General features: G+C 46.3%; 24 protein-coding genes. 23 read left to right on the top strand and 1 reads right to left on the bottom strand.

Annotation, left to right across the window (positions count from 1 at the left end):
* Positions 1-97 precede the first annotated feature (97 nt).
* The 12 genes from rpsA (at position 98) to ACU1JV_RS02035 (ending at position 12,435) form a co-directional block, all read left to right on the top strand.
* Positions 98-1,324: a 30S ribosomal protein S1 gene (rpsA, locus tag ACU1JV_RS02090; protein WP_013371699.1), complete on the top strand. Its 1,227-nt coding sequence runs from the start codon at positions 98-100 to the stop codon at positions 1,322-1,324.
* A gap of 147 nt (positions 1,325-1,471) precedes the next feature.
* Positions 1,472-2,794 (top strand): ribosome biogenesis GTPase Der, encoded by a 1,323-nt coding sequence (gene der / locus ACU1JV_RS02085; protein WP_413986565.1) that lies wholly within the window; start codon positions 1,472-1,474, stop codon positions 2,792-2,794.
* An 11-nt stretch (positions 2,795-2,805) separates the two neighbouring features.
* Positions 2,806-3,414 (top strand): glycerol-3-phosphate 1-O-acyltransferase PlsY, encoded by a 609-nt coding sequence (plsY, locus tag ACU1JV_RS02080; RefSeq protein ID WP_013371697.1) that lies wholly within the window; start codon positions 2,806-2,808, stop codon positions 3,412-3,414.
* On the top strand, positions 3,407-4,447 hold the full coding sequence (locus ACU1JV_RS02075; RefSeq protein WP_013371696.1) for an NAD(P)H-dependent glycerol-3-phosphate dehydrogenase: 1,041 nt from the start codon (positions 3,407-3,409) through the stop codon (positions 4,445-4,447). Before plsY ends, ACU1JV_RS02075 begins: the two co-directional genes overlap by 8 nt.
* 166 nt (positions 4,448-4,613) lie before the next feature.
* The gene (locus ACU1JV_RS02070) at positions 4,614-4,889 is read left to right on the top strand and encodes a stage VI sporulation protein F (RefSeq protein WP_064962974.1); all 276 of its coding nucleotides are present in this window, start codon (positions 4,614-4,616) and stop codon (positions 4,887-4,889) included.
* Positions 4,890-5,067: 178 nt separating this feature from the next.
* Positions 5,068-5,718, top strand: coding sequence for a hypothetical protein (locus ACU1JV_RS02065; protein ID WP_064962975.1), 651 nt, complete (start codon positions 5,068-5,070; stop codon positions 5,716-5,718).
* Between the two features lie 42 nt (positions 5,719-5,760).
* On the top strand, positions 5,761-6,111 hold the full coding sequence (locus ACU1JV_RS02060) for a 2Fe-2S iron-sulfur cluster-binding protein (RefSeq protein ID WP_013371691.1): 351 nt from the start codon (positions 5,761-5,763) through the stop codon (positions 6,109-6,111).
* 424 nt (positions 6,112-6,535) lie between these two features.
* On the top strand, positions 6,536-8,014 hold the full coding sequence (spoIVA, locus tag ACU1JV_RS02055) for a stage IV sporulation protein A (RefSeq protein WP_013371689.1): 1,479 nt from the start codon (positions 6,536-6,538) through the stop codon (positions 8,012-8,014).
* A 212-nt stretch (positions 8,015-8,226) separates the two neighbouring features.
* Positions 8,227-9,342 (top strand): sugar ABC transporter substrate-binding protein, encoded by a 1,116-nt coding sequence (locus tag ACU1JV_RS02050; protein ID WP_413986564.1) that lies wholly within the window; start codon positions 8,227-8,229, stop codon positions 9,340-9,342.
* A 71-nt stretch (positions 9,343-9,413) separates the two neighbouring features.
* On the top strand, positions 9,414-10,931 hold the full coding sequence (locus ACU1JV_RS02045) for a sugar ABC transporter ATP-binding protein (RefSeq protein ID WP_413986563.1): 1,518 nt from the start codon (positions 9,414-9,416) through the stop codon (positions 10,929-10,931).
* Positions 10,928-11,914 carry an ABC transporter permease gene (locus ACU1JV_RS02040; RefSeq protein ID WP_165082343.1) on the top strand — a complete coding sequence of 329 codons (987 nt, stop codon included), beginning with the start codon at positions 10,928-10,930 and terminating at the stop codon, positions 11,912-11,914. Before ACU1JV_RS02045 ends, ACU1JV_RS02040 begins: the two co-directional genes overlap by 4 nt.
* Positions 11,915-12,162: 248 nt before the next feature.
* Positions 12,163-12,435 (top strand): HU family DNA-binding protein, encoded by a 273-nt coding sequence (locus ACU1JV_RS02035; RefSeq protein ID WP_014599981.1) that lies wholly within the window; start codon positions 12,163-12,165, stop codon positions 12,433-12,435.
* 71 nt (positions 12,436-12,506) lie between these two features.
* On the opposite strand, the gene ACU1JV_RS02030 is transcribed toward ACU1JV_RS02035, so the two are convergent.
* Positions 12,507-12,782, bottom strand: a complete 276-nt coding sequence (locus ACU1JV_RS02030) for a hypothetical protein (RefSeq protein ID WP_058829734.1) — start codon at positions 12,780-12,782, stop codon at positions 12,507-12,509.
* 53 nt (positions 12,783-12,835) lie between these two features.
* Here ACU1JV_RS02030 and mtrB point away from each other — a divergent pair, with 53 nt between their 5' ends.
* The 11 genes from mtrB (at position 12,836) to aroC (ending at position 21,546) form a co-directional block, all read left to right on the top strand.
* Positions 12,836-13,066 (top strand): trp RNA-binding attenuation protein MtrB, encoded by a 231-nt coding sequence (gene mtrB, locus ACU1JV_RS02025; protein ID WP_013371682.1) that lies wholly within the window; start codon positions 12,836-12,838, stop codon positions 13,064-13,066.
* A gap of 98 nt (positions 13,067-13,164) precedes the next feature.
* Positions 13,165-13,716 carry a hypothetical protein gene (locus ACU1JV_RS02020; RefSeq protein ID WP_064962978.1) on the top strand — a complete coding sequence of 184 codons (552 nt, stop codon included), beginning with the start codon at positions 13,165-13,167 and terminating at the stop codon, positions 13,714-13,716.
* Between the two features lie 117 nt (positions 13,717-13,833).
* Positions 13,834-14,703, top strand: coding sequence for a heptaprenyl diphosphate synthase component 1 (locus ACU1JV_RS02015; protein ID WP_064962979.1), 870 nt, complete (start codon positions 13,834-13,836; stop codon positions 14,701-14,703).
* Positions 14,704-14,712: 9 nt separating this feature from the next.
* A complete protein-coding gene (locus tag ACU1JV_RS02010) occupies positions 14,713-15,441 on the top strand; it encodes a demethylmenaquinone methyltransferase (protein WP_013371679.1) in 729 nt (242 codons plus the stop codon).
* Positions 15,434-16,306, top strand: coding sequence for a UbiA-like polyprenyltransferase (locus tag ACU1JV_RS02005; RefSeq protein ID WP_058711587.1), 873 nt, complete (start codon positions 15,434-15,436; stop codon positions 16,304-16,306). The genes ACU1JV_RS02010 and ACU1JV_RS02005 overlap by 8 nt, the downstream gene beginning before the upstream one ends.
* Complete coding sequence (locus ACU1JV_RS02000; protein ID WP_013371677.1) at positions 16,306-16,965, top strand: UbiX family flavin prenyltransferase; 660 nt, start codon at positions 16,306-16,308, stop codon at positions 16,963-16,965. Before ACU1JV_RS02005 ends, ACU1JV_RS02000 begins: the two co-directional genes overlap by 1 nt.
* On the top strand, positions 16,922-17,788 hold the full coding sequence (locus tag ACU1JV_RS01995) for a menaquinone biosynthetic enzyme MqnA/MqnD family protein (RefSeq protein ID WP_257125986.1): 867 nt from the start codon (positions 16,922-16,924) through the stop codon (positions 17,786-17,788). Before ACU1JV_RS02000 ends, ACU1JV_RS01995 begins: the two co-directional genes overlap by 44 nt.
* Positions 17,785-18,759: a polyprenyl synthetase family protein gene (locus tag ACU1JV_RS01990; protein ID WP_025675655.1), complete on the top strand. Its 975-nt coding sequence runs from the start codon at positions 17,785-17,787 to the stop codon at positions 18,757-18,759. Before ACU1JV_RS01995 ends, ACU1JV_RS01990 begins: the two co-directional genes overlap by 4 nt.
* A gap of 110 nt (positions 18,760-18,869) precedes the next feature.
* Entirely contained in the window at positions 18,870-19,313 is a 444-nt protein-coding gene (gene ndk, locus ACU1JV_RS01985) for a nucleoside-diphosphate kinase (protein WP_025675656.1), read from the top strand.
* Between the two features lie 30 nt (positions 19,314-19,343).
* Positions 19,344-20,144 (top strand): CheR family methyltransferase, encoded by an 801-nt coding sequence (locus ACU1JV_RS01980; protein WP_413986562.1) that lies wholly within the window; start codon positions 19,344-19,346, stop codon positions 20,142-20,144.
* 232 nt (positions 20,145-20,376) lie between these two features.
* A complete protein-coding gene (aroC, locus tag ACU1JV_RS01975; RefSeq protein ID WP_019687864.1) occupies positions 20,377-21,546 on the top strand; it encodes a chorismate synthase in 1,170 nt (389 codons plus the stop codon).
* Position 21,547: the final 1 nt, after the last annotated feature.

Raw genomic sequence — 21,547 nt, 5'->3', positions numbered from 1 at the left:
TAAGCTTGGAAAACTAGAGCAAAAATGTATTTTGTTTTGAACTCTGCTATGCGCAGGTTTAAATAAATGGTTTTTTTGAATTGAGGAGGGTATTGACATGTCGGAAGAAATTAAAAATCAAGAAGCTGCTGAAGCGGCAAATCAAGACGAGCTCGATCAAATCGTTTCCCTGAAAAAAGGTGACACCGTTAAGGGTACAATTGTGAAATTGGAAGATAACCAAGCGGTAGTAAGCATTGGATATAAATACGATGGAGTTATTCCAATTCGCGAATTGTCTTCTGGTCTGGATAATGCAGAAGAAGCAGTACAAGTAGGCCAAGAGGTTGAAGCTAGAATTATCAGCATCGACGACGGCAAGGAAAAACTTGTTCTGTCCAAACGTGCAATCGACAGTGAAAATGCTTGGGAAAAGTTGGAGCAACTGTTCGAAAGCAAAGAAGTATTTGAAGTTGTTGTGAATGATGTTGTTAAAGGCGGCATCGTAGTAGACGTGGGTCTGCGCGGATTCATCCCTGCATCCATGGTAGAACGCCATTTTGTTGAAGATTTCAGTGATTACAAAGGCCGCACATTGCGTGTTGTTGTAAAAGAACTGGATCGTGAAAACAACAAAGTGATCCTTTCCCAAAAAGACGTTCTGGAAGCAGAATTCGAAGCTAACAAGCTTAAAGTAATGGCTGAGCTGAAAGAAGGACAAGAAATCGTTGGTACGGTTCAACGTCTTACTCAGTTTGGTGCTTTCGTAGATGTTGGCGGAGTGGACGGTCTGGTTCACGTATCTGAAATTGCTTGGACTCATGTTGATAAGCCTTCTGACGCTGTTTCCGAAGGAGATCAAGTGAAAGTGAAAGTCTTGAAAGTAGATCCTGAAAAAGGAAAAATCAGCCTGAGCATGAAAGCTGCACAGCCTGGTCCTTGGGAATCGGCTGCTGGACAATTCAATAACAATGACATCGTAACTGGTGTTGTTAAACGTTTGGTTAACTTCGGTGCATTCGTTGAGATTGCTCCTGGTGTGGAAGGTTTGGTTCATATTTCTCAAATTTCCCACAAACACATTGGAACTCCACAAGAAGTTCTGGAAGAAGGACAAGAAGTTAAAGTTAAAATTCTTGAAATGAATCCTTCTGAAAAACGTGTTAGCCTGAGCATTAAAGAAACTGAGGAAGCTCCTGAAGCCGCTCCAAAAGCAGAAAGAGCACCACGTGCATCTCGCGCGCCTCGTGAGGAACTGAATAATCCTAACGTTTCCCTCAACAATTCCGGACTGAGCATTACGCTTGGCGAGCGTTTTGGCGATAAGCTGAACAAATTTAAATGAGTTTAAATCAATACATTTTATTATAAGCATAACGTACACCATCGGCGGACCCAGAGGGTTCGCCGATTGTTGTTACGTCACTATATCGCCAATAGGTATGTTTTTTGCTATGATGATAGCGGAAGAATTGACAGGAGGAGTGAATTTATGGCAAGACCCGTTGTGGCTATCGTTGGTCGTCCGAATGTGGGTAAGTCCACGATTTTTAATCGGATTATCGGGGATCGTTTGTCCATCGTGGAAGATAAACCGGGAATCACTCGTGACCGTATTTACGGTATATCGGAGTGGAATGGTAAATCCTTCAGTATTATTGACACCGGCGGCATTGAGATTGATGGTGAGGATGTTATCTTGAAGTCCATCCGTATGCAGGCCGAACTTGCAATAGAAGAAGCAGATGTTATTGTGTTCATGAGCGATGCAAAAGCAGGAATAACGCAAGCGGATGAAGAGGTAGCTCAAATGCTATATCGTTCGGGTAAACCGATCATCGTAGCAGTAAACAAGGTGGACAACCTCAGTCGCGCCGATCTGATCTATGAGTTTTATTCTTATGGATTTGGTGACCCAATTGCTGTTTCTGGTAGTCATGGCACAGGGATCGGTGATTTGTTGGATGCAATTACGACCAATTTACCTGAGCTAGAAGAAGATCATTATGACGAAGACGTTATACGTGTCGCTTTGATCGGACGTCCGAATGTAGGTAAATCTTCACTCGTTAATGCCATTCTAGGTGAAGAACGGGTTATCGTCAGTGACATTGCAGGCACAACACGTGATGCAATTGACACGCCTTTTGAAAAAGACGGACAAAAGTATGTACTGATTGATACGGCAGGTATGCGCAAACGTGGTAAAGTATACGAAACGACAGAAAAATATAGTGTAATGCGTGCGATGCGTGCCATTGAGCGTGCAGATGTTGTACTGGTCGTTATTAACGGCGAGGAAGGCATCATTGAGCAGGATAAACACATTGCTGGCTATGCTTATGAAGCGGGTAAAGCCTCGTTGTTTGTCGTTAATAAATGGGATGTCGTAGATAAAGACGATAAAACGATGCACCAGTTTGAGACGAAAATCCGTGACCACTTTCTGTTCATGACCTATGCTCCGATTGTGTTCTTATCTGCAAAGACAAAGCAACGTCTGCAAAAGTTGCTTCCAGTTGTGCAGCATGTGGCACAGCAGCATGTCATGCGTATTCAGACACATCTGCTGAATGATGTCATTTCCGACGCGGTTGCCATCAATCCACCACCAACAGACAAGGGCCGTCGTCTGCGTATTAACTATGTGACTCAGGTTGCTGTTAAACCGCCTACGATGGTTGTATTCGTAAATGATCCAGAGATAATGCACTTCTCTTACGAGCGTTATCTGGAGAACAAAATTCGCGCCGCCTTTAATTTTGAAGGAACTCCAATTCGTATATTTACCCGGCGCAAGTCTGACGAAAGTTAGGAGCGAATAGGTTGATTTTACAGATCGTTGCCATCGTACTCAGTTACTTGCTTGGCTCTGTCAGCTTTAGTTTGCTGTATGGAAAATTAAAAGGAATCGACATTCGCCAGCATGGAAGCGGCAATGCCGGTGCGACGAATACGCTGCGCGTGCTTGGAAAAGGCCCAGCTATTCTGGTACTGCTGCTGGACGTACTTAAAGGGGTTATTGCGGTGCTGATAGGGCACTGGTTGGGTGGAGAATCATCCTGGTTACCGGGTTTGTGTGGCATTGCGGCGATTGCGGGCCATAACTGGCCGGTATATTTTCACTTTCGCGGAGGCAAAGGGATTGCGACTGCCATTGGTGTATTGGCATCGCTTGCCTTGCTCCCGGCATTATATGCCGGAATCATTGCGATACTTGCCATCGTAATAACGCGTTATGTATCCCTGGGATCGCTAATTTTTGTTATTTTGACCCCTTGGATATTACTCGTACTTGGTTATGCTTGGCCGTTATTTTGGACGGCTCTAATCATTTGCCTGTTCGCTGTGTGGAGACACCGTACTAATATAGTCAAGTTGGCACGGGGAAATGAGAATAAGCTTGGCTCCAAAGGAGGAGATCGTCTTGTCTGAGAAAATAGCTGTGCTGGTAGCAGGTAGTTGGGGAACAGCCCTAGCTTCCGTACTTGCGACCAATAACAACGATGTCTCTGTCTGGACGAGAAGCGAACAGCAAGCTGCTGAGATCAATGAGAAGCATACGAACGAGCATTATTTACCAGGCTCTATTTTGTCTGATCGCATTTCAGCTACAACGGATATGCAGACTGCGGTATCTGGAGCAAAAGCGGTGATCATCGTATCTCCTTCGTCTGCCGCTCGGCAGGTTGCACGTAGTTTGAAGGCTCATTTCACCAAGGATATGCTGGTAGTACATGCCATTAAGGGCTTTGAAACAGAGACACTCAAGCGTATGTCCACGGTGATCTCGGAAGAGCTGGAAATCGCGGAGGACGATATTGCCGTGCTATCAGGCCCGAGTCATGCGGAGGAAGTGGTGAAGAAATGTCCTACAACGGTTGTTGTAGCTTCTTCCAATGAGAAGGCAGCACAGGCTGCTCAGGGGCTGTTCATGAACTCCTATTTCCGCGTCTATACAAACCGGGATTTGCTCGGTGTCGAACTGTCCGGTGCTTTAAAAAACATTATCGCACTGGGTGCGGGGATGTCGGATGGACTTGGCTTCGGTGATAATGCTAAAGCGGCTTTGTTGACCCGTGGATTGGCTGAGATTACCCGTGCCGGAGTTGAGATGGGGGCTAATCCATTAACCTTTGCCGGACTTGCGGGTATAGGTGATTTAGTTGTGACGGCAACGAGTCGTCACAGCCGCAACTGGCGTGCAGGGTCATTATTGGGACAGGGCCAACAGCTTGATGCCGTACTGGAATCTATGGGTATGGTCGTAGAGGGAATTCGTACGACAAAAGCAGCATACGCTATCTCACAAAAATTAGGTGTTCAAATGCCTATTACAGAGGTGCTGTATGGAGTGTTGTTTGAAGGACGTGACGTCCGCAAAGCTGTTGAGGCATTAATGGGTCGCGATCCGAAAACCGAGATGGAAGTCATGCCGCTTCAAACTTGGGAGCAATGGCATTCATAAGAGTACAGAGGAGTTTCTAAAGTATAAAGGTTGTCTCATGAGTAGATTTTTCTACGATGAGATAGCCTTTTTTAGTTAGGCGTTTGGCATGTCTTTTGTATGCTTAATCACCTTTTGTCTCCGTCACTCATAGACTGAGTTGAGCAATGGCGGAGGAGGGGAGATTGTGAGTAAAAACTTTCCGAAAGATGCATTGAAGGCCATTAACAAAAAAGGCGGCAAAAACATATCCGAAAATGCAGTGAAAAAGCTGGCAGGCACGGTAAAGCCGGACACGCTTCAAAATGAAACACAGTTGCGTCAGCTTATAAAACAGGTGTCTGCGATGGCTAACATTCCGGTATCGGAAGATACAGTCAGGGATATTGTCGGAGCCGTCAAAAAGAGTGGAATGAATCCTTCCAATATGGAAGCGTTAATGAAAATGATGATGAAAAAATAAAACCCTGGCCGCACGATGGTTCGTTTTTTTTACCGTGAACCGGGAAGGTTCGCGGTTTTTTTTATATTTTGAGGCAGGAAAGTGCTATTCCAGTACACAAAATGTCGAACTGCCATGTCTAACATGTTATAATGATGCCCATCAGGAAACGGGAGGAAAGATAGCAAAGGAGGAAACGATGTTGAAGGAGGCAATATCATCAGTGTTAGTGGACAGGCTTCCTCATGATCTGGCAGTTGCGCTGGGTAGCTTGACTGAGAGCTGGTCAGCGGTGTCGGTTCCATGGATGCTGGGGGGGAGCTGTGCACTACTTGTGCAAGAAGTTGAATTGGATCGTCTGCCTCGGGACATTGATATTTATGCGGATATTCATGCAGCAAAGCTGTTACACGCGCACTCGCCGGGTGTGAGTATAGACCAACAGCAGGTTGATCGTAGCGGATCTTACGTTTCGTTGCTAAGCCACTATGAGCTGGAGGGATTTCCAGTCGAATTGGTGGGAGGATTTGAGGTTTTATGTGATGGAGCTTTATACCGCTTAGAGGTCGAGCGCCTACTCTGGTCGGCTGGGATACAGCTTGATCTGGAAAATACCTCATTGCGTTTGATGCCTCTCAGTCACGAGTTGCTATTCAATCTGTTGCGAAATCGCCCCGACCGCTATCAAGCGATTGCAAATGTCATGAAGCGAGACCCGCAACGACACATAGGGATACTAAAACAGCTATTGGTCAGTAACATTTGGAATAAGGAGCAGTTGGGCAAGCTTGGAGAGCTTCTCCCTTGGCCAGAACTTCACTCCTTCATCCGAATGAGTAAAAAAATATAAGTTGCGTGCGTATTAAGAGGAAAGGTGAATGGAGGACCGTTCATGAATGTGCAGATTACGTTCAAGCCGTCAGGCAGGTGCGTACAGGTCAGTCGGGGTACGTCTTTGCTCCAGGCTGCCCGTAAAGCAGGTGTGTATATTCCCACACGTTGTGATGGAAAAGCAGCCTGTCTGATGTGTAAGGTAGAGATAGCACCGGAACGGGCTGAGCTTGCAGGTCGCCCTAATGATGCAGAGCAGCGTAAGCTGGGGCCTTTACTGAATGAAGGAATACGTTTATCCTGTCAGGCCCGAGCTCAGGGTGATATGGAGGTAACCATACCGGAGGATAGGCTCAAGGCAGCTATTAGACGGCAACTGGAGCGTCAGGGGCTGGATGACGAACTGTGGTAATATCGATTATATCAGTAGAACAAAAAAACAAAGGATATTTCTCGACGGTTAGAAACGGTCTGAGAAATATCCTTTTTTTATTTAAGTCTAGCAACAAAGTCATGGAGAAATCTTGCTGTGCATATATTAGGTGAGTGGACCCAAACGTAAAATATCGTTTCTGCATTGATCGCTGTTACGTAATCTATTTTTAAAAAACTAAACATATTTTACGGAGGGGATACATATGATGGTATCAGTCCAAATGCATGTACGAGTTTACGCCGTTTCGCCGATTCCATCAGTCTCCTGAATCTCGGCGGCGGACGACTTCCGGGCATTTTAAAGGCTGTTCTGCCGCATCTGGGATCAAGCAGTTGGTTGAACACGAAGCGGATGCTCTTTAAGCATTTTTCCTTCGGAGACTTTTGAGGAGGGGATTTCATTGGAGAAAGTGGACATTTTTAAAGACATTGCCGAACGCACCGGAGGAGACATCTATCTTGGGGTCGTCGGCGCAGTCCGAACAGGAAAATCAACGTTTATCAAGCGGTTTATGGAAACGATTGTACTGCCCAACATTACGAGTGAGGCGGACCGTGCCCGCGCCGTAGACGAGTTGCCGCAAAGTGCGGCAGGGAAGACGATCATGACGACGGAACCTAAATTCGTACCGAATAATGCCGTCCAGATCAAAGTAACGGAAGGACTGGACGTGAATGTACGTCTGGTTGACTGTGTAGGATACGCAGTAGAAGGTGCAAAAGGCTACGAGGATGAAAATGGTCCAAGAATGATCTCTACACCATGGTTTGAAGAACCCATTCCTTTTCAGGAAGCGGCAGAAATTGGTACACGTAAGGTTATTCAAGAACATTCGACACTCGGTGTGGTCGTCACTACAGACGGTACCATTGCTGAAATCCCGCGTAGCTCTTATGTAGAGTCGGAGGAACGCGTCATTGAAGAGTTGAAGGAAGTTGGCAAGCCATTTGTTCTGGTTATCAACTCCACGCATCCACGCAGTGATGAAACACTTCAACTCCGCAGTGAACTGGCTGCCAAGTACGATATTCCAGTCATGACACTCAGCGCGGCAACCATGACGGAAGATGATGTTACGGGTGTACTTCGTGAAGTATTGTATGAATTCCCGGTGCATGAGGTGAATGTGAACCTGCCGAGCTGGGTTATGGTATTGAACGAAAATCACTGGTTGCGTAGCAACTATGAAAATTCCGTTCGTGATACGGTTAAAGATATTCGGCGCCTGCGTGATGTAGATCGGGTCGTTGGCCAGTTTATGGAGTATGAGTTCATCGACAGGGCCGGATTAAGCGGAATGAATATGGGGCAGGGCGTCGCGGAAATTGATTTGTATGCGCCTGATGAACTGTATGACCAGATTTTGGTTGAAGTCGTCGGGGTAGAGATTCGCGGCAAGGATCATTTGCTGCAGATGATGCAGGATTTTGCCCACGCTAAACGGGAATATGACCGTTTTGCCGAGGCTCTGGAAATGGTCAAGACAACAGGATATGGTATTGCTGCTCCGTCACTGGCTGAGATGGCACTGGACGAACCGCAGTTGATTCGACAGGGTACAAGATTTGGAGTGAGGCTTAAAGCGACAGCCCCTTCCATTCACATGATCCGTGTCGATGTGGAATCGGAATTTGCTCCGATTATCGGAACAGAGAAGCAGAGTGAGGAACTCGTACGTTACCTGATGCAGGATTTTGAGAATGATCCAATCAAAATTTGGGAATCAGACATTTTCGGACGTTCGCTGCATTCCATTGTGCGTGAAGGTATTCAAGGCAAGATTGCCATGATGCCGGACAATGCACGCTATAAGCTGCAGGAAACGCTGGGTCGCATTATCAATGAAGGTTCTGGTGGTCTTATTGCTATAATTCTTTAAGGCTAATCCATTACCAAAAATGTGTAAGGGAAATACCGTAGAGGGCTGACTGCTCTTTGCGGTATTTTTTTACGGGATTTGTAGTTTTTTGCCATGAGAGATCGCGAATTTTTCTATATTTAATAAAACCTATTTACATACTTGGTTTAACGCGATATATTAAGTATCAAATTTGAAACATATTAGTGGATGGAACGAGGGGGAAACAGATCATGTATATCCAAAAAGGGCTCCAAAAAAACAAGAAGCTAGGGCTCGGAGCCATTATCCTACTGGTGCTGATTCTGCTGGTCACAGCATGTGGCGCGCCTAAAACAGAGAGCGGCGCTCAAGGGACAAGCACTGCAGGAACGAATACAGGGGACGGAAAAACAGATAGTTCGAATCTAAAGGGTAAACGGGTTGCTTTGATCATGGAGTTTAACACAGGTACGTTTTCGCAGCAGTATGTTCAAGGTGTGGAAGATGAGGTTAAGAAATTTGGCGGTACGCTGACCAAGTTTGTTGCAAATAACGATAAGGCAAAAATGGCTTCCTTGCTAGATAGTGCGATTAACCAGCAATTTGATGTCATTTTGACTGATCACGGTGACGCATTGCTGGAGCCAGGACTTAAAAAAGCAATTTCCCGCAATATTCCGGTTATCGTGTTCGATGCTGCGGTCAATGTTCCGGGCGCGGTAGTGCTTTCACAGGATGATCAAAGCATGGCGGAACTGACGCTGGAGCAAATGAAAAAGGACATCGGTGGCAAAGGAAATATTGTGAAGGTATGGGTTGCAGGGTTTGCGCCAATGGAGCGCCGTCAGGTTGCTTATGATGCATTTTTGAAATCCAATCCAGATATTAAAGAGATTGCGACTTTTGGTTCGGCTGAGAATCCTGCTTTGGATACGCAAGCCAAAATGGAAGCTGTGCTAAAGCAATATCCTAAGGGCGAAATTACGGCAGTTTGGGCGGCTTGGGATGAATTTGCCAAAGGTGCAGCTCGGGCGATACAACAAGCTGGGCGTACGGAAATTAAAGTTTACGGGATTGATATGAGTGATGAAGATTTGCAAATGATTCAGGACCTGAAAAACCCGTGGGTGGCTTCAGCAGCCGTCGATCCAACAGATATTGGACGCGTACAAGTGCGCTATGCATACCAAAAGTTGCATGGGGATAACCCTGAGGAGAAAGTTGTACTGAAGGCAGTATATGTGCAGCGCGAAGAGTTGCCAGATAAGCAAATTTCCACATCCGAGTTGTCTCAATATGTGAAAGGATGGGGCAAGAGTGAGCAGGGTTACAAGGATTGGATGAAGGAATATGAAACGTCCAAATAAATTGATTCATAACGCAAATGCAAAGGCGCGCTTCGGCGCGCTTTTATCATAAGCGGGAGTGAGGGGGCACCATGAGTTCACCAGTATATACATTGGAGATGAAGAACATCAGCAAACGGTTTGCTGGTGTAGATGCGCTGCGAGCCGTGAATTTTACGGTTCAGGGTGGCGAAATTCACGCTCTGCTCGGTGCCAACGGGGCAGGGAAAAGCACATTAATGAAAATCTTGTCCGGTGCGTATCGTTACGATCAGGGAGCGATCGTTGTGGATGGCAAGGAACTGATTATTAGTTCACCGTGGGAAGCCAAAAGAGCCGGAATTCACTGTGTGTATCAAGAAGTCGATTCGGCACTTGTGCCTCAGTTAACCGTCGCTGAAAACATTGTAATGGACGATTTGTCTGCACTTGATGGTCGGTGGTGGGTTGCACCAGCGTCCATGCGTAGGCGAGCACGTGAGGCATTAGCGCGTCTGGAGGTTGATATAGATGTACGACGATATGTGTCTGAATTGACGTTGGCAGAAAAGCAGCTTGTACTTATCGCACGAATTTTGACACAGCAAGCGAATACTATCATTTTTGATGAGCCAACGGCACCGCTGAGCGAGGAAGAAACGCGGCGTTTGTTCCGTACGATTCATACCCTCAAGGATGGGGGAGTAGCATGTATTCTTATCACCCACCGATTGCCGGAGGTCATCGAGCACAGTGACCGTGTTACGGTAATGCGTGATGGTGAGCGCGTGTTCTCGGGACCTGCTTCTGATTTAAGTGTAGGCGACATTGTCACGTATATGCTTGGGAAAACATTTGATGAGGAATTTCCGAAAACAGAGGCGCCTATTGGTGAAACGGTATTGGAAGCAAGAGGGCTCCGGAAGGGATTGCGGGTTCACGGTGTTGATTTGCAGGTCAGACGCGGCGAAATTCTGTCTATTGTAGGTTTGGTCGGTGCGGGCAAGACGGAGCTGTCACGACTTCTTACAGGGGCAGACAAGCCAGATGTGGGGGAACTGACCTTCAAGGGGCGCTGCATTCGTTTGCATGAGCCAGCGGACGCGGTAGCTCAAGGAATTGTGTCCATACCCGAGGAGCGGCGTAAGCAGGGGGTCTTGATTGAGGAAAGCGTGGACCGAAACCTTAGTCTTCCGCTCTTGGGCAAGCTGAGTGCCCTTGGTTTCATTAGTCGGCATAGAGAACGTAATAACGGTAATGAGGTTGTCGCCTCTCTTGGTATTAAGACGCCTTCACTGCGCCAGCATGTTAAGTATTTGAGCGGTGGGAATCAACAAAAGGTTGCGATAGGAAAATGGCTTCATTCTGGAGCGGATGTCTTTGTTTTTGACGAACCAACCAAGGGTGTAGATATAGGGGCAAAAAGCGATATTTTCCGTATCATTGGAGAATTGGCAGCACAAGGAAAAGCAATCATTTATCTAACCTGTGAATTTGCAGAAGGTATTGGCATTGGTGATCGGATAGCAGTCATGTATGACGGCAAAATAATAAGGGAATTTGCGCGAGGCGAAGTCGAACAGGAACAGCTTCTGTTGTACGCCAGCGGTGGTGAAGAGGTGCATTCATGAAGGAAAAATGGTTAAATGTCTCGTTTCGTTACGGTGCTGTAGTGGTCATTATAGGTGTGTTGGCGTTTTTCTCAGCCACCTTACCTTATTTTTGGACGTATGATAATTTAATGGATATTCTTGGCTCAATTGCGATTGTAACTTTTGTAGCCATTGGTGTGACATTGTCACTTATCGTGGACGGTTTTGACCTGTCGGTTGGTGCAACGGTATCTTTGACGACAGTCGTCTCAGCTTCGTTGATGGTCTGGTATGAACAGCCTGTTGCAGTGGTCATTATTGTGGCTCTGGTTGTTGGAGCTTTAGTTGGACTATTAAATTCACTTTTGATTATTAAACTGCGTATCCCCGATTTGCTCGCAACTCTAGCCATTATGTATATTGTAAGCGGGGTTCATCAAACGTACGCGCAGGGCTATACTATCTACAATCATATGCAGTTTCCTGATGGCAGCAAGGCCCCAGGCGAGATATCTCCAGCATTTCTTTTACTAGGTCAAGGTAAATGGTTGGGTATCCCGATTTCGGTTATTTTACTGTTGCTAGCTGTGGCAGCGGTGCATGTTTTCTTGACCTATACGAAGCACGGGCGTCAAATGTATGTAACTGGCGGGAATGAGGAGGCTGCTCGTCTGTCGGGTATACGGGTAAAAAAAGTCCGTACACTGGCCTATATTGCTTCAGGCGTATTTGCAGCAATTGCTGGTATTTTGTATGCTTCGCGTGTAGGCTCGGGTCAAATTGACGCTGGCTCTCCCTTGCTCATGGAGGCGGTAGCTGCAGTATTCGTCGGCTTTTCAGTGTTTGGAGCGGGTAAACCCAATGTTATTGGTACATTTATTGGTGCGGTGTTGATCGGCGTATTGGTTAATGGACTGACCATGATGAATGTGCAATATTTTGCCCATGACATTGTCAAAGGACTAGTGCTGGTGCTTGCGCTGGCTGTTACTTTTTACGTGCTGAACCGTCGTCGTACTTGAAATTGTCTGTCGACTGTATTACTATAAACCTTGTTCCACGCAAGAAGGGTGCCATAAAACGCCAGTTTCGGCCTATATGGCGGTGGTTAGGTATATTATATGTATATTTAACGACGAAACGGAAACAGATGATAACATTATGGAAGGCAGTATGCCGCCCGGGTTATTTTATACAGGCGACTTCATTATCGGTGGAGCACACCGATAACCTTAATGCTGGACTACACTTGAATTGGGAGGTGAATATGTTGAATAAAACGGATTTGATCAATCAGGTTTCTGAGAGCACTGAATTGTCCAAAAAGGACGTAACCAAAGCAATCGATGCAGTATTTGAGGCGATCGCTGGTGCACTGCAAAACGGAGACAAGGTACAACTGGTAGGTTTCGGGAACTTTGAGGTTCGTGAACGTTCCGCACGTAAAGGACGTAACCCGCAAACAGGAGAAGAAATCGAAATCCCTGCGAGCAAAATTCCGGCATTCAAACCGGGTAAAGCGCTCAAAGACGGAATTAAATAAGATTTCTTACATATTCCCAATGCGCTGAAAGGACCGTGAATTTGATTCACGGCCCTTTCTTTTTGTCCTATTTACTTTGTGGTAGAGGTGCCATGGACTGAAGAAGAGGAAGTTGTCCTGCCGTTTCGGGAGGCATAAGCGATCAGTACCAGGGGTTCACCTGTCAGCTCGGCAAATTCATGTTCCAGCCGTTGAAGCTGCTCAATCTGAGCAGGACTGAGATTGGCGGGACGATAGTTTTCCATCAGATCCGTTCCTTTCGTTAATAGATGGGATTGCACAGATAGTATGGCACAGGAAGCACTATTTGTTGCAGGCAGCGTGGAAAGCATGAGTTGACAAAACAATCTTAAATCTCCATCATAAAAATATAGTTTCGGCTCTCAGGGAGGAAAAGAACATGGAAGATAACGTGACGGGCAGCAGTGAGTACGTCGTAATTAAAGCAAAAAGCAACGGATGTCAGGTTTTTGGTCTGACGAGAGGTCAGGATACACGCCTGCATCATTCAGAAAAATTGGACAAGGGTGAGGTAATGATCGTCCAATTTACGGATCATACTTCTGCCATCAAAATCCGCGGCAAGGCCGTTGTGATGACCAAGCACGGGGTTGTAGATACAGAGGAGTAAAATGCAGGCATAGCCTGCTTTTTTTTGTTGTACAATGAGAGTGAGGACCTTTACCGTAGCAAACCCACATTATGGGGTAGGGGTCAGGGGAGGCTCTGATGAAACCTTGGACTGTACTCGGTGGTTCCATTCTCATAACCACCGCAGCAGCAATACTGCTGCCGTCCTTACAGATGCTGGACTCGGGTACCGCAGCAGTTCGTGAAACACAGGCGACAATTTCGCCCCAGAAACGAGTACTGCTGACGGATGACAATCTGGTAGATACACTGAATGAGCTTCCATTAACTACACCGATTGCAAGTGTAAGCTGGGAACATTCAGTCTTGACCCTGGATGTTAAGTTGTCCAAGGAAGAAACTACGCCACTGGAGATTTATCAAAACATGGCGGAGCTTGCCGCCTTTAGCTTCTACGGAACGACGAATGTACGGCAATTGCTGTTGCGGGTGGTGACAGAGGACGAATGGTCAGGAGAACGCCATTTGCTGCTGGCATCCGATATACGCCGGAACGAGTGGACGAACGAGGCACTGGAACAACTTAGAAATCGGGAAGGCGCCGAACTGCCAGAAGATTTGAAATCTCGTTTCCGCATTACAGTAACGCCCATGTGGCAAAACAGGTTTAGCGGTGTATATACAAACTAGATGTTTTCTACCGCTGGACCTACAGTACTTTAGTCGCGAATCATTTTAAATTGTGATATAATATAAGGCATTGCAATTATTTGAGTATACCAGAAAGTCATGGCTCGGAGGCTTAGGATGAAACCGTATCGCGTACCTCAATTAGCAAGGAAATATGTGGAATACGACATGATTCAACAACATACGGAAATGCCGGCTTTTCCTGACAGCCGTACCCGTTTGCTGTTTGAGTTTTTGAACCGGAATGCGCAAGGGCTGCATGCCAGTGAGGATGAACTGTACGCTTTGGTAACATCACTTGTGCAGATGGGACTGGATACGCATGATATGATTGATACTTTATCCGGTATACGAAGCCCGGAAGAGATGCGTTCCAGACAGCTGAAAGTGTTAGCCGGTGACTACTTCAGCAGCCGTTTTTATCAGCTACTTGCACTGGCAGGCCGAATCGAGGCCATTTCGAAGCTGAGTGATGCTGTATGTGAAGTGAACGCAAGGAAAATGAGCTTGTACTGGGAGATGAAGCATTTTCGTTTGGATGCTGCTCAGTATTTATCTCAGATGGTTTGCTTCAAACAGGAGCTTTTTTTATCATTGACTTCACTTATTGCAGAACAGGATCAGGAAGTCTGGAAGCAGCTTCTTAACGAATTCGCTCTCTGTGATACGCTGGTGGAGGAATGGGAGAAGCGGGCAGAACCAGACAAGTCCCGTTTCGGATATATGTTCTGGCATATTTACGGTAACGGAGACCAGCATGAGCAGGCGCTGCTTTCAGAGGGTGGTACTGAAACAGAAGTTTGGCGTAAGCTTGTGCTGAAATACAAAGCCGAGGATGCGATACTGGACAAGCTTCGCACGGCTGTTACACACATCCGGCAGACCCTGTCAGATGAACAAAACACGGGGATTGAGGAATTTGAATGCATGCTTGAGCCTTTCCTAAAGCTGCTACATAGTTCGCACCCGGTTGTGAGGGAAGGTTAGGTGAACGTCATGGGATCAAGCGACACCAAGCCGAAAGAGCAATTCGTTCATGGCGTGTTTGAAAGTATAGCCGGTAAATACGATTTGATGAACGATATACTGAGCTTTCGCAGACATAAGGCTTGGCGGAAATTTACAATGAAAAAGATGGACATGCATCGCGGCGATACGGCAATCGATCTTTGTTGTGGGACATGTGACTGGACGCTTGCGATGGCGCGTGCAAGTGAAAGTGGTCACATCGTAGGACTGGATTTTAGCCAGAACATGCTAAATGTTGGCGAGCGAAAGATTACATCAGAATCCCGAGAAAAGCAAATCAAGCTTGTTCAAGGCAACGCGATGGATCTACCTTTTGAAGACAATTCATTTGATTATGCGACGATTGGTTTCGGTCTTCGCAACGTGCCTGATCTGCGCCGCGTGTTGCAGGAAATGCAACGAGTCGTTAAGCCTGGTGGGCAGGTCGTATGTCTGGAGTTGTCTAAACCTACTTGGCAGCCGTTCAAGGGAATTTACTACGCATATTTTCAACACATCTTGCCCATGCTCGGCAAATTGTTCGCCAAACGTTATGAGCAGTACAAATGGCTCCCTGATTCGTTGGCGCTTTTTCCAGGAAGGGATGAACTGGCTGACATCTTTCGTGAAGTCGGATTAAAGGATGTTCAGGCTCATTCTCTCACCGGAGGCATTGCGGCATTGCATATTGGAATCAAGGAGAGTCTGCATGTTTAAGAAAATTGCTATTTTTTTAGAAATGATTAAAATTGAACATACCTTATTTGCGCTCCCATTTGCATTTATGGGGGCTGTATTGGGGTCAGTTGTCGTGACGGACAACCTTCCCTCATGGCCGCAGATCGGTTGGATTTTGTTGGCTATGGTTGGCGCTCGTAGCGCAGCCTTCGGCTTTAATCGTATGATTGACCGTGTAATTGACGGGAAAAATCCGCGTACAGCAGGACGCGCCATCCCGGCAGGGCTGCTCAAATCGAGCGAAGTGGTAATTTTCATCATCGTTAGCTTGTTGTTGTTATTCTGGGCCTCATTCAAGTTAAGTCCGCTGGCGTTCAAGCTGTTCCCGCTGGCCTTTTTTATGCTTGTTTTTTACTCTTACACCAAGCGTTTTACTTGGCTGTGCCATATTGTACTCGGTTTGACCATTGGTTTGGCACCATTAGGCGCATGGGTTGCAGTAACAGGACAAATGGATTTGACTGCTGTCGTACTTTATCTCACGATTGCATTTTGGACAGCTGGATTTGATGTTATTTATGCTTGTCAAGATATTGATTTTGACCAGAGTGAAGGGGTTTATTCTATTCCTGCCCGTTTTGGTGTAGCAGGTGCTCTGAACATCGCCCGGGTGTTCCATGTCATTACGGCGATCGGATTTATTGTGCTGTTCTTTATTGCAGATTTGAGCTGGTGGTATCTGGCGGGCATGATTATTTCATACATTATTTTATTTTATGAGCACTATATCGTTTCTCCAAAAGATCTAAGTCGCTTGCAGACGGCATTCTTTACGATGAACGGTGTACTTAGCATTGTCGTATTTGCTTTTACACTGATTGATTTGGTGGTGCGTTTATACTAATGAATAATCAGGTGAGCAACCATCAAGGCAAACGAATCGTTATTGGGATTACAGGTGCGAGCGGAAGCATTTATGGTGTACGACTGGTAGAGACACTGCTGGACTTGCAGTATACAGTTCACCTGATTGTTTCTAATGCTGGCTGGCGGGTATTGAAAGAGGAGCTGGGCTGGAATGTGACTGACCGGGAAGGAGCTTTGAATGAACAATTCGGAGACCGTCCCGGTTCTCTTGTATACCATCCCTTTACAGATATTGGAGCTTCTATTGCAAGCGGCTCTTATTTGGTCGATGCCATGATTATCATGCCATGCTCGATGGGGACGTTGTCAGCGGTAGCGCACGGTTCGTCTGATAATCTCATGGCACGTGCAGCAGATGTGATGATGAAGGAGGGTCGTCCGCTGATCCTTGTGCCTCGTGAGACACCATTGCATGCTATTCATCTGGAAAATATGCTTAAGCTTGCGAGACTCGGCGTCAAAATGATTCCGGCCATGCCAGCTTTTTATTTTCATCCAAAGACGCTGGATGATATTGTATTGTTCCTCGTAGGCAAAGTATTAGACAGCTTGCGTATAGAACATCAACTGTTTACGAGATGGGGGGATTCCGATGCCGATACCGGACACCAAGACAATCACAATCGGAAAAATTAAATATACAAACGCTTGGCCTATTTTTCATTACTTTAATCCTTCAGAGCTTCTCCATTCGGCGGAGATGGTTTCCAAAGTTCCGGCTGAATTGAATCGAGGCATGCTAAATGGGAGTTTGGATATGAGTGCGATGTCCTCCTTTGCGTATGCATCAGGTGCTGAGGAAATGCTGTTGTTGCCGGATTTATCCGTCAGTGCAGACGGTCCAGTCCAATCCATTTTACTATTTTCACGCAAGCCGTTAAATGAAATCATTAATGGCACCATTGCACTGACGAATACTTCAGCTACATCGGTAAACTTGTTGAAAATTTTGATGCAAAAGGCATGGGAAGGCCAGCCTACTTACTTTGACTGTGAACCAGATCTTGATTTGATGCTGGAACAGGCAGATGCAGGGCTGCTGATTGGAGATCACGCGATCAAGGCGTCCTGGCGAAGTGAAGGCCTGTATGTAACCGACCTCGGGGAAGAGTGGAAACGCTGGACGGGCTACAGCATGACATTTGCTGTATGGGCAGTTCGACGTGCTGTTGCTGCTCAGAATCCCGCTGCGGTGGCTGAAATTGCGAGTGCGTTCCGCGTAAGCAAGCAGCGTAGTCTGTCTGACCTGGCACCTGTTATTTCTGAAGCTTGCAAGGAAATTGGAGGTTCGGAAGATTATTGGGAGCGCTACTTTACGAATCTGTGTTATGATTTTGGAGAGAAGCAACAACAAGGTTTAGAGCTTTATTTTCAGTATGCATATGAACTGGGGCTGCTTGACCGACGAGTGAAGCCGCTTCTCTGGAGTGACAATACGCTGACACGGGTGAAAGAATGAAACGATTGGATTTGTTCGGTTTATTAAAAAAGGATATGAACTTCATAGAAGAAGAGCTGTACCGCAGCATTGACAGTAGGGAGCCGTTGATTAATGATACGTCGCTTCATCTGCTTAAAGCAGGGGGCAAGCGATTGCGTCCCGTGTTTGTATTGCTGGGAGGCAAGTTTGGAGAATATGATCTGGACAAGCTCAAGCGCATAGCGGTACCTCTGGAACTGATTCATTCTGCCTCTCTCGTTCACGACGACGTGATTGACGATGCGGAAATGAGACGCGGCCAACCCACCGTGAAGTCCAAATGGGACAATCGGGTGGCTATGTACACCGGAGACTACATATATGCACGCGCACTATCTATTGCTGCTGGACTGCCGAATCCCGATATTCACCGGGTGCTGTCTAAGGCGTTGGTACAGATGTCGATTGGTGAAATGGAACAAATACGTGATTTTTTTAATGTGGATCAGAGTGTGCGCAATTATTTGCTGCGCATACGGCGCAAAACGGCTTTGTTGATTGCAGTTAGTTGCCAATTGGGAGCTATGGCTGCAGGAGCACGGGAAAGAGTCAACTCTCTGTTGTACACCTATGGCTATAACGTAGGTATGGCTTTTCAAATTCAGGATGATTTGCTTGATCTGTGTGGAACAGAAAAAAAGATCGGCAAGCCACCAGGCAGCGATATGAGACAGGGCAATATTACTCTTCCGGTCATTTATGCGCTTGAACAACCCGAACTGCGGGATGATCTGCTGGCTGAAATCCGGCGAATTCAGGATGGGGACGGGCAAGGAGACGCCCGTAAAGCGGTGGATATGATCAAAAAAAGTGAAGGAATCACTAAAGCTGAAATTCTCGCCGACCGATATATTAATAAAGCGCTGAACGCGCTGGACTTACTACCAGATGTCAAAACAAAAAAGACGCTGCGCGATATTGCTCATTTTGTAACACGCCGCTCCTACTAAAGTTGTATTTTAGGTTTGCTGTGACAAAATACTTTAACCGTTTCCAAACTTTCTGTTACAATACAGATTAGTACTGTATAAATACATTAGATTGGATTGGGAGTGAGCCGATGGATCGTACGTTTTTGATGGTTAAACCGGATGGTGTACAACGCGGACTGATGGGACGTATTGTCAGTCGTTTGGAAGACAAGGGCTTCAAAATGGCGGCTGGCAAGCTTGTGCAGGTATCTAGAGAACAAGCAGAACGGCATTATGCGGAGCATGTGGGCAAGCCTTTTTTTGAAGAGCTTGTAGGCTTTATCACATCAGGTCCTGTATTTGCCATGGTTTGGGAAGGGGATAACATTGTTACGCTTTCCCGCTTGCTGATTGGTAAAACACAAGTAACCGAAGCTCTTCCGGGCACCATTCGTGGAGACTTTGCTGCACATACACCGTTTAACCTCATTCATGGTTCAGATTCACCGGAGAGCGCAGAGCGCGAGATTGCAAATTTTTTCACACCGGAAGAATTAGTTCGGTATGAAAAAACGGTAGCGACCTGGGTGTAAGTTTAATTACGTATGAAGAAGGATGGTAGCATGACAGATCTGGAACTGGGTCAGACGGACCCCGATTACACAGCGTTTATCCGCAAAATCAAAGACAGCACAGGTATTGATCTTGCACAATACAAAGAAGCACAGATGAAAAGGCGGTTAACGACGCTTCGCAACAAAAACGGGTTTCCCAGTTTTGTTTCTTTTTATGATGCCATGATGAAGGAAAAACCTCTATTCTATGAATTTCTGGATCGTATGACGATCAATGTTTCCGAGTTTTGGCGAAATCCTAATCGTTGGGAAGTGCTGCGGGATATCATTTTGCCACAGTTGCTTGTGGGAAAGCAGAAGCTTAAGCTGTGGAGTGCGGCCTGCTCGACTGGTGAAGAGCCTTATAGCCTAGCAATGGTTCTCGACGGTAAAGGAATTTTGGGGAATTGCTCCATTACAGCTTCCGATATTGATGATGGCGCATTGGCTAAAGCCAAGGAAGGTAAATATTTGGAGCGTTCGCTCAAGGATGTGCCTGAGCAGGTAGCTAGCAAATATTTTAAACCAGATGGTGCCATGTATCGGATTGATGACCGTTTAAAACAGGCTGTGAAATTTCAAAAGCAAAACTTGCTGCTGGATCGATTTGATGATGGGTATGATCTCATTATCTGTCGAAATGTTATGATTTATTTTACAGAAGAGGCCAAACATGCGTTATATCAAAAGTTTGCTGCCAGCCTTCGTCCCGGCGGTGTTCTATTTGTCGGCAGTACCGAGCAAATCTTTTCTCCTAACCAATACGGGCTGGAATCGACTGAAACCTTTTTTTATCGCAAAAAAGCATAAGCCTGTACATATCATCCATCGTTTCGTAGGAACTTATTTGTATCCTTAAGTAATGGATGGCTGGCTTATCAACAGCGCACGTCCTTTAGCTCTTCTGGCTGAAGGACGTGTTTTTTTGTTTATCTGCCTCACACGTGGCTTTTCTTGTCAAAGAAAGGTGCGTATACTATAATGAAGCACAGTTAAAGATTTTAGCGATGCACAGTTTAACAGTTTAAAGGGGGAACGCGTCATGAGTTTACGTTATTTAACCGCGGGGGAAACGCATGGTCCCCAGCTAACTGCCATTGTAGAGGGTATGCCGAGTAATTTAAAATTGGATTTTGAGGAATTGAATTTTCAGTTGCACCGTCGTCAGAAAGGATATGGACGGGGGCGGCGTATGCAGATTGAAAAAGATACGGCGAAGATTGCCGGTGGCGTACGTCACGGATATACCACAGGTGCACCAATTGCGCTAGTTGTGGAAAATAACGATTGGAAGCACTGGCAGAATATTATGAATATTGAGCCTATTGAAGGTAGTGATGAAGAGAAGCGTCGGGTTCATCGGCCACGTCCGGGCCATGCGGATTTGAATGGCGGAATGAAATACAACCTGAAGGATCTTCGTAACGTGTTGGAACGCTCCAGTGCACGTGAAACAGCAATTCGTGTGGCATGTGGCGGTTTGGCTCGTCAATTGTTGGCTGAGTTCGGAATCAAAGTGGCAGGTCAGGTCATCCGTATTGGTGAAATCGAAGCTCCTTATCGCGATTTGCCGATTGATGAACTGATTGCTGTAACAGAAGCTTCTTCGGTGAGAGTAACCGATCCGGAAACGGAGAAGAAAATGGAAGCATATATTGACCTGATCAAGCAAGAAGGCGACTCCGTCGGTGGGGTAGTGGAATGTATCGTGGAAGGTGTTCCGATTGGTCTAGGCAGTCATGTACAGTATGATCGGAAGCTGGATGCGCGTATCGCACAAGGAGTCATGTCGATCAATGCATTTAAAGGTGTGGAAATCGGCATCGGGTTTGAAGCAGGAGAATTACGCGGTTCACAGGTGCATGATGAGATTCTGTATGATGAGGAACGTGGGTATCATCGTCGTACGAATCGTTTGGGTGGTTTTGAGGGTGGCATGACCAACGGAATGCCCGTGGTGGTTCGTGGCGTAATGAAGCCAATCCCTACACTCTATAAGCCGCTGCAAAGCGTCGACATTGATACGAAGGAAGCGTTCACTGCACAGGTTGAGCGTTCGGATGCATGTGCGGTACCAGCGGCAAGCGTAGTCATGGAGCATGTGGTAGCTTGGGAAATAGCCAAAGCTTTGCTAGAGAAATTCGGCGGGGATTCAATTGAAGAAATCCGCGCGAATATTGCATCCTATGAACAACAATTGGAGCAGTACTAAG

Source organism: Paenibacillus sp. T2-29 (genome assembly GCF_052921365.1).
This window is presented reverse-complemented; position numbering and strand designations above follow the sequence as displayed.

Excerpts from the sequence above, each read along its gene's own strand:
- ACU1JV_RS02000 (WP_013371677.1), top strand. The coding sequence starts at position 16,306 with ATGAATAATCAGGTGAGCAACCATCAAGGCAAACGAATCGTTATTGGG.
- ACU1JV_RS02060 (WP_013371691.1), top strand. The coding sequence starts at position 5,761 with ATGAATGTGCAGATTACGTTCAAGCCGTCAGGCAGGTGCGTACAGGTC.
- ACU1JV_RS01980 (WP_413986562.1), top strand. The coding sequence starts at position 19,344 with ATGACAGATCTGGAACTGGGTCAGACGGACCCCGATTACACAGCGTTT.
- ACU1JV_RS02020 (WP_064962978.1), top strand. The coding sequence starts at position 13,165 with ATGAAACCTTGGACTGTACTCGGTGGTTCCATTCTCATAACCACCGCA.
- ACU1JV_RS02040 (WP_165082343.1), top strand. The coding sequence starts at position 10,928 with ATGAAGGAAAAATGGTTAAATGTCTCGTTTCGTTACGGTGCTGTAGTG.
- ndk (WP_025675656.1), top strand. The coding sequence starts at position 18,870 with ATGGATCGTACGTTTTTGATGGTTAAACCGGATGGTGTACAACGCGGA.
- der (WP_413986565.1), top strand. The coding sequence starts at position 1,472 with ATGGCAAGACCCGTTGTGGCTATCGTTGGTCGTCCGAATGTGGGTAAG.
- mtrB (WP_013371682.1), top strand. The coding sequence starts at position 12,836 with ATGGAAGATAACGTGACGGGCAGCAGTGAGTACGTCGTAATTAAAGCA.
- ACU1JV_RS01990 (WP_025675655.1), top strand. The coding sequence starts at position 17,785 with ATGAAACGATTGGATTTGTTCGGTTTATTAAAAAAGGATATGAACTTC.
- aroC (WP_019687864.1), top strand. The coding sequence starts at position 20,377 with ATGAGTTTACGTTATTTAACCGCGGGGGAAACGCATGGTCCCCAGCTA.
- rpsA (WP_013371699.1), top strand. The coding sequence starts at position 98 with ATGTCGGAAGAAATTAAAAATCAAGAAGCTGCTGAAGCGGCAAATCAA.
- ACU1JV_RS02065 (WP_064962975.1), top strand. The coding sequence starts at position 5,068 with ATGTTGAAGGAGGCAATATCATCAGTGTTAGTGGACAGGCTTCCTCAT.
- ACU1JV_RS02050 (WP_413986564.1), top strand. The coding sequence starts at position 8,227 with ATGTATATCCAAAAAGGGCTCCAAAAAAACAAGAAGCTAGGGCTCGGA.
- ACU1JV_RS02010 (WP_013371679.1), top strand. The coding sequence starts at position 14,713 with ATGGGATCAAGCGACACCAAGCCGAAAGAGCAATTCGTTCATGGCGTG.
- ACU1JV_RS02005 (WP_058711587.1), top strand. The coding sequence starts at position 15,434 with ATGTTTAAGAAAATTGCTATTTTTTTAGAAATGATTAAAATTGAACAT.
- ACU1JV_RS01995 (WP_257125986.1), top strand. The coding sequence starts at position 16,922 with ATGCCGATACCGGACACCAAGACAATCACAATCGGAAAAATTAAATAT.
- ACU1JV_RS02045 (WP_413986563.1), top strand. The coding sequence starts at position 9,414 with ATGAGTTCACCAGTATATACATTGGAGATGAAGAACATCAGCAAACGG.
- ACU1JV_RS02015 (WP_064962979.1), top strand. The coding sequence starts at position 13,834 with ATGAAACCGTATCGCGTACCTCAATTAGCAAGGAAATATGTGGAATAC.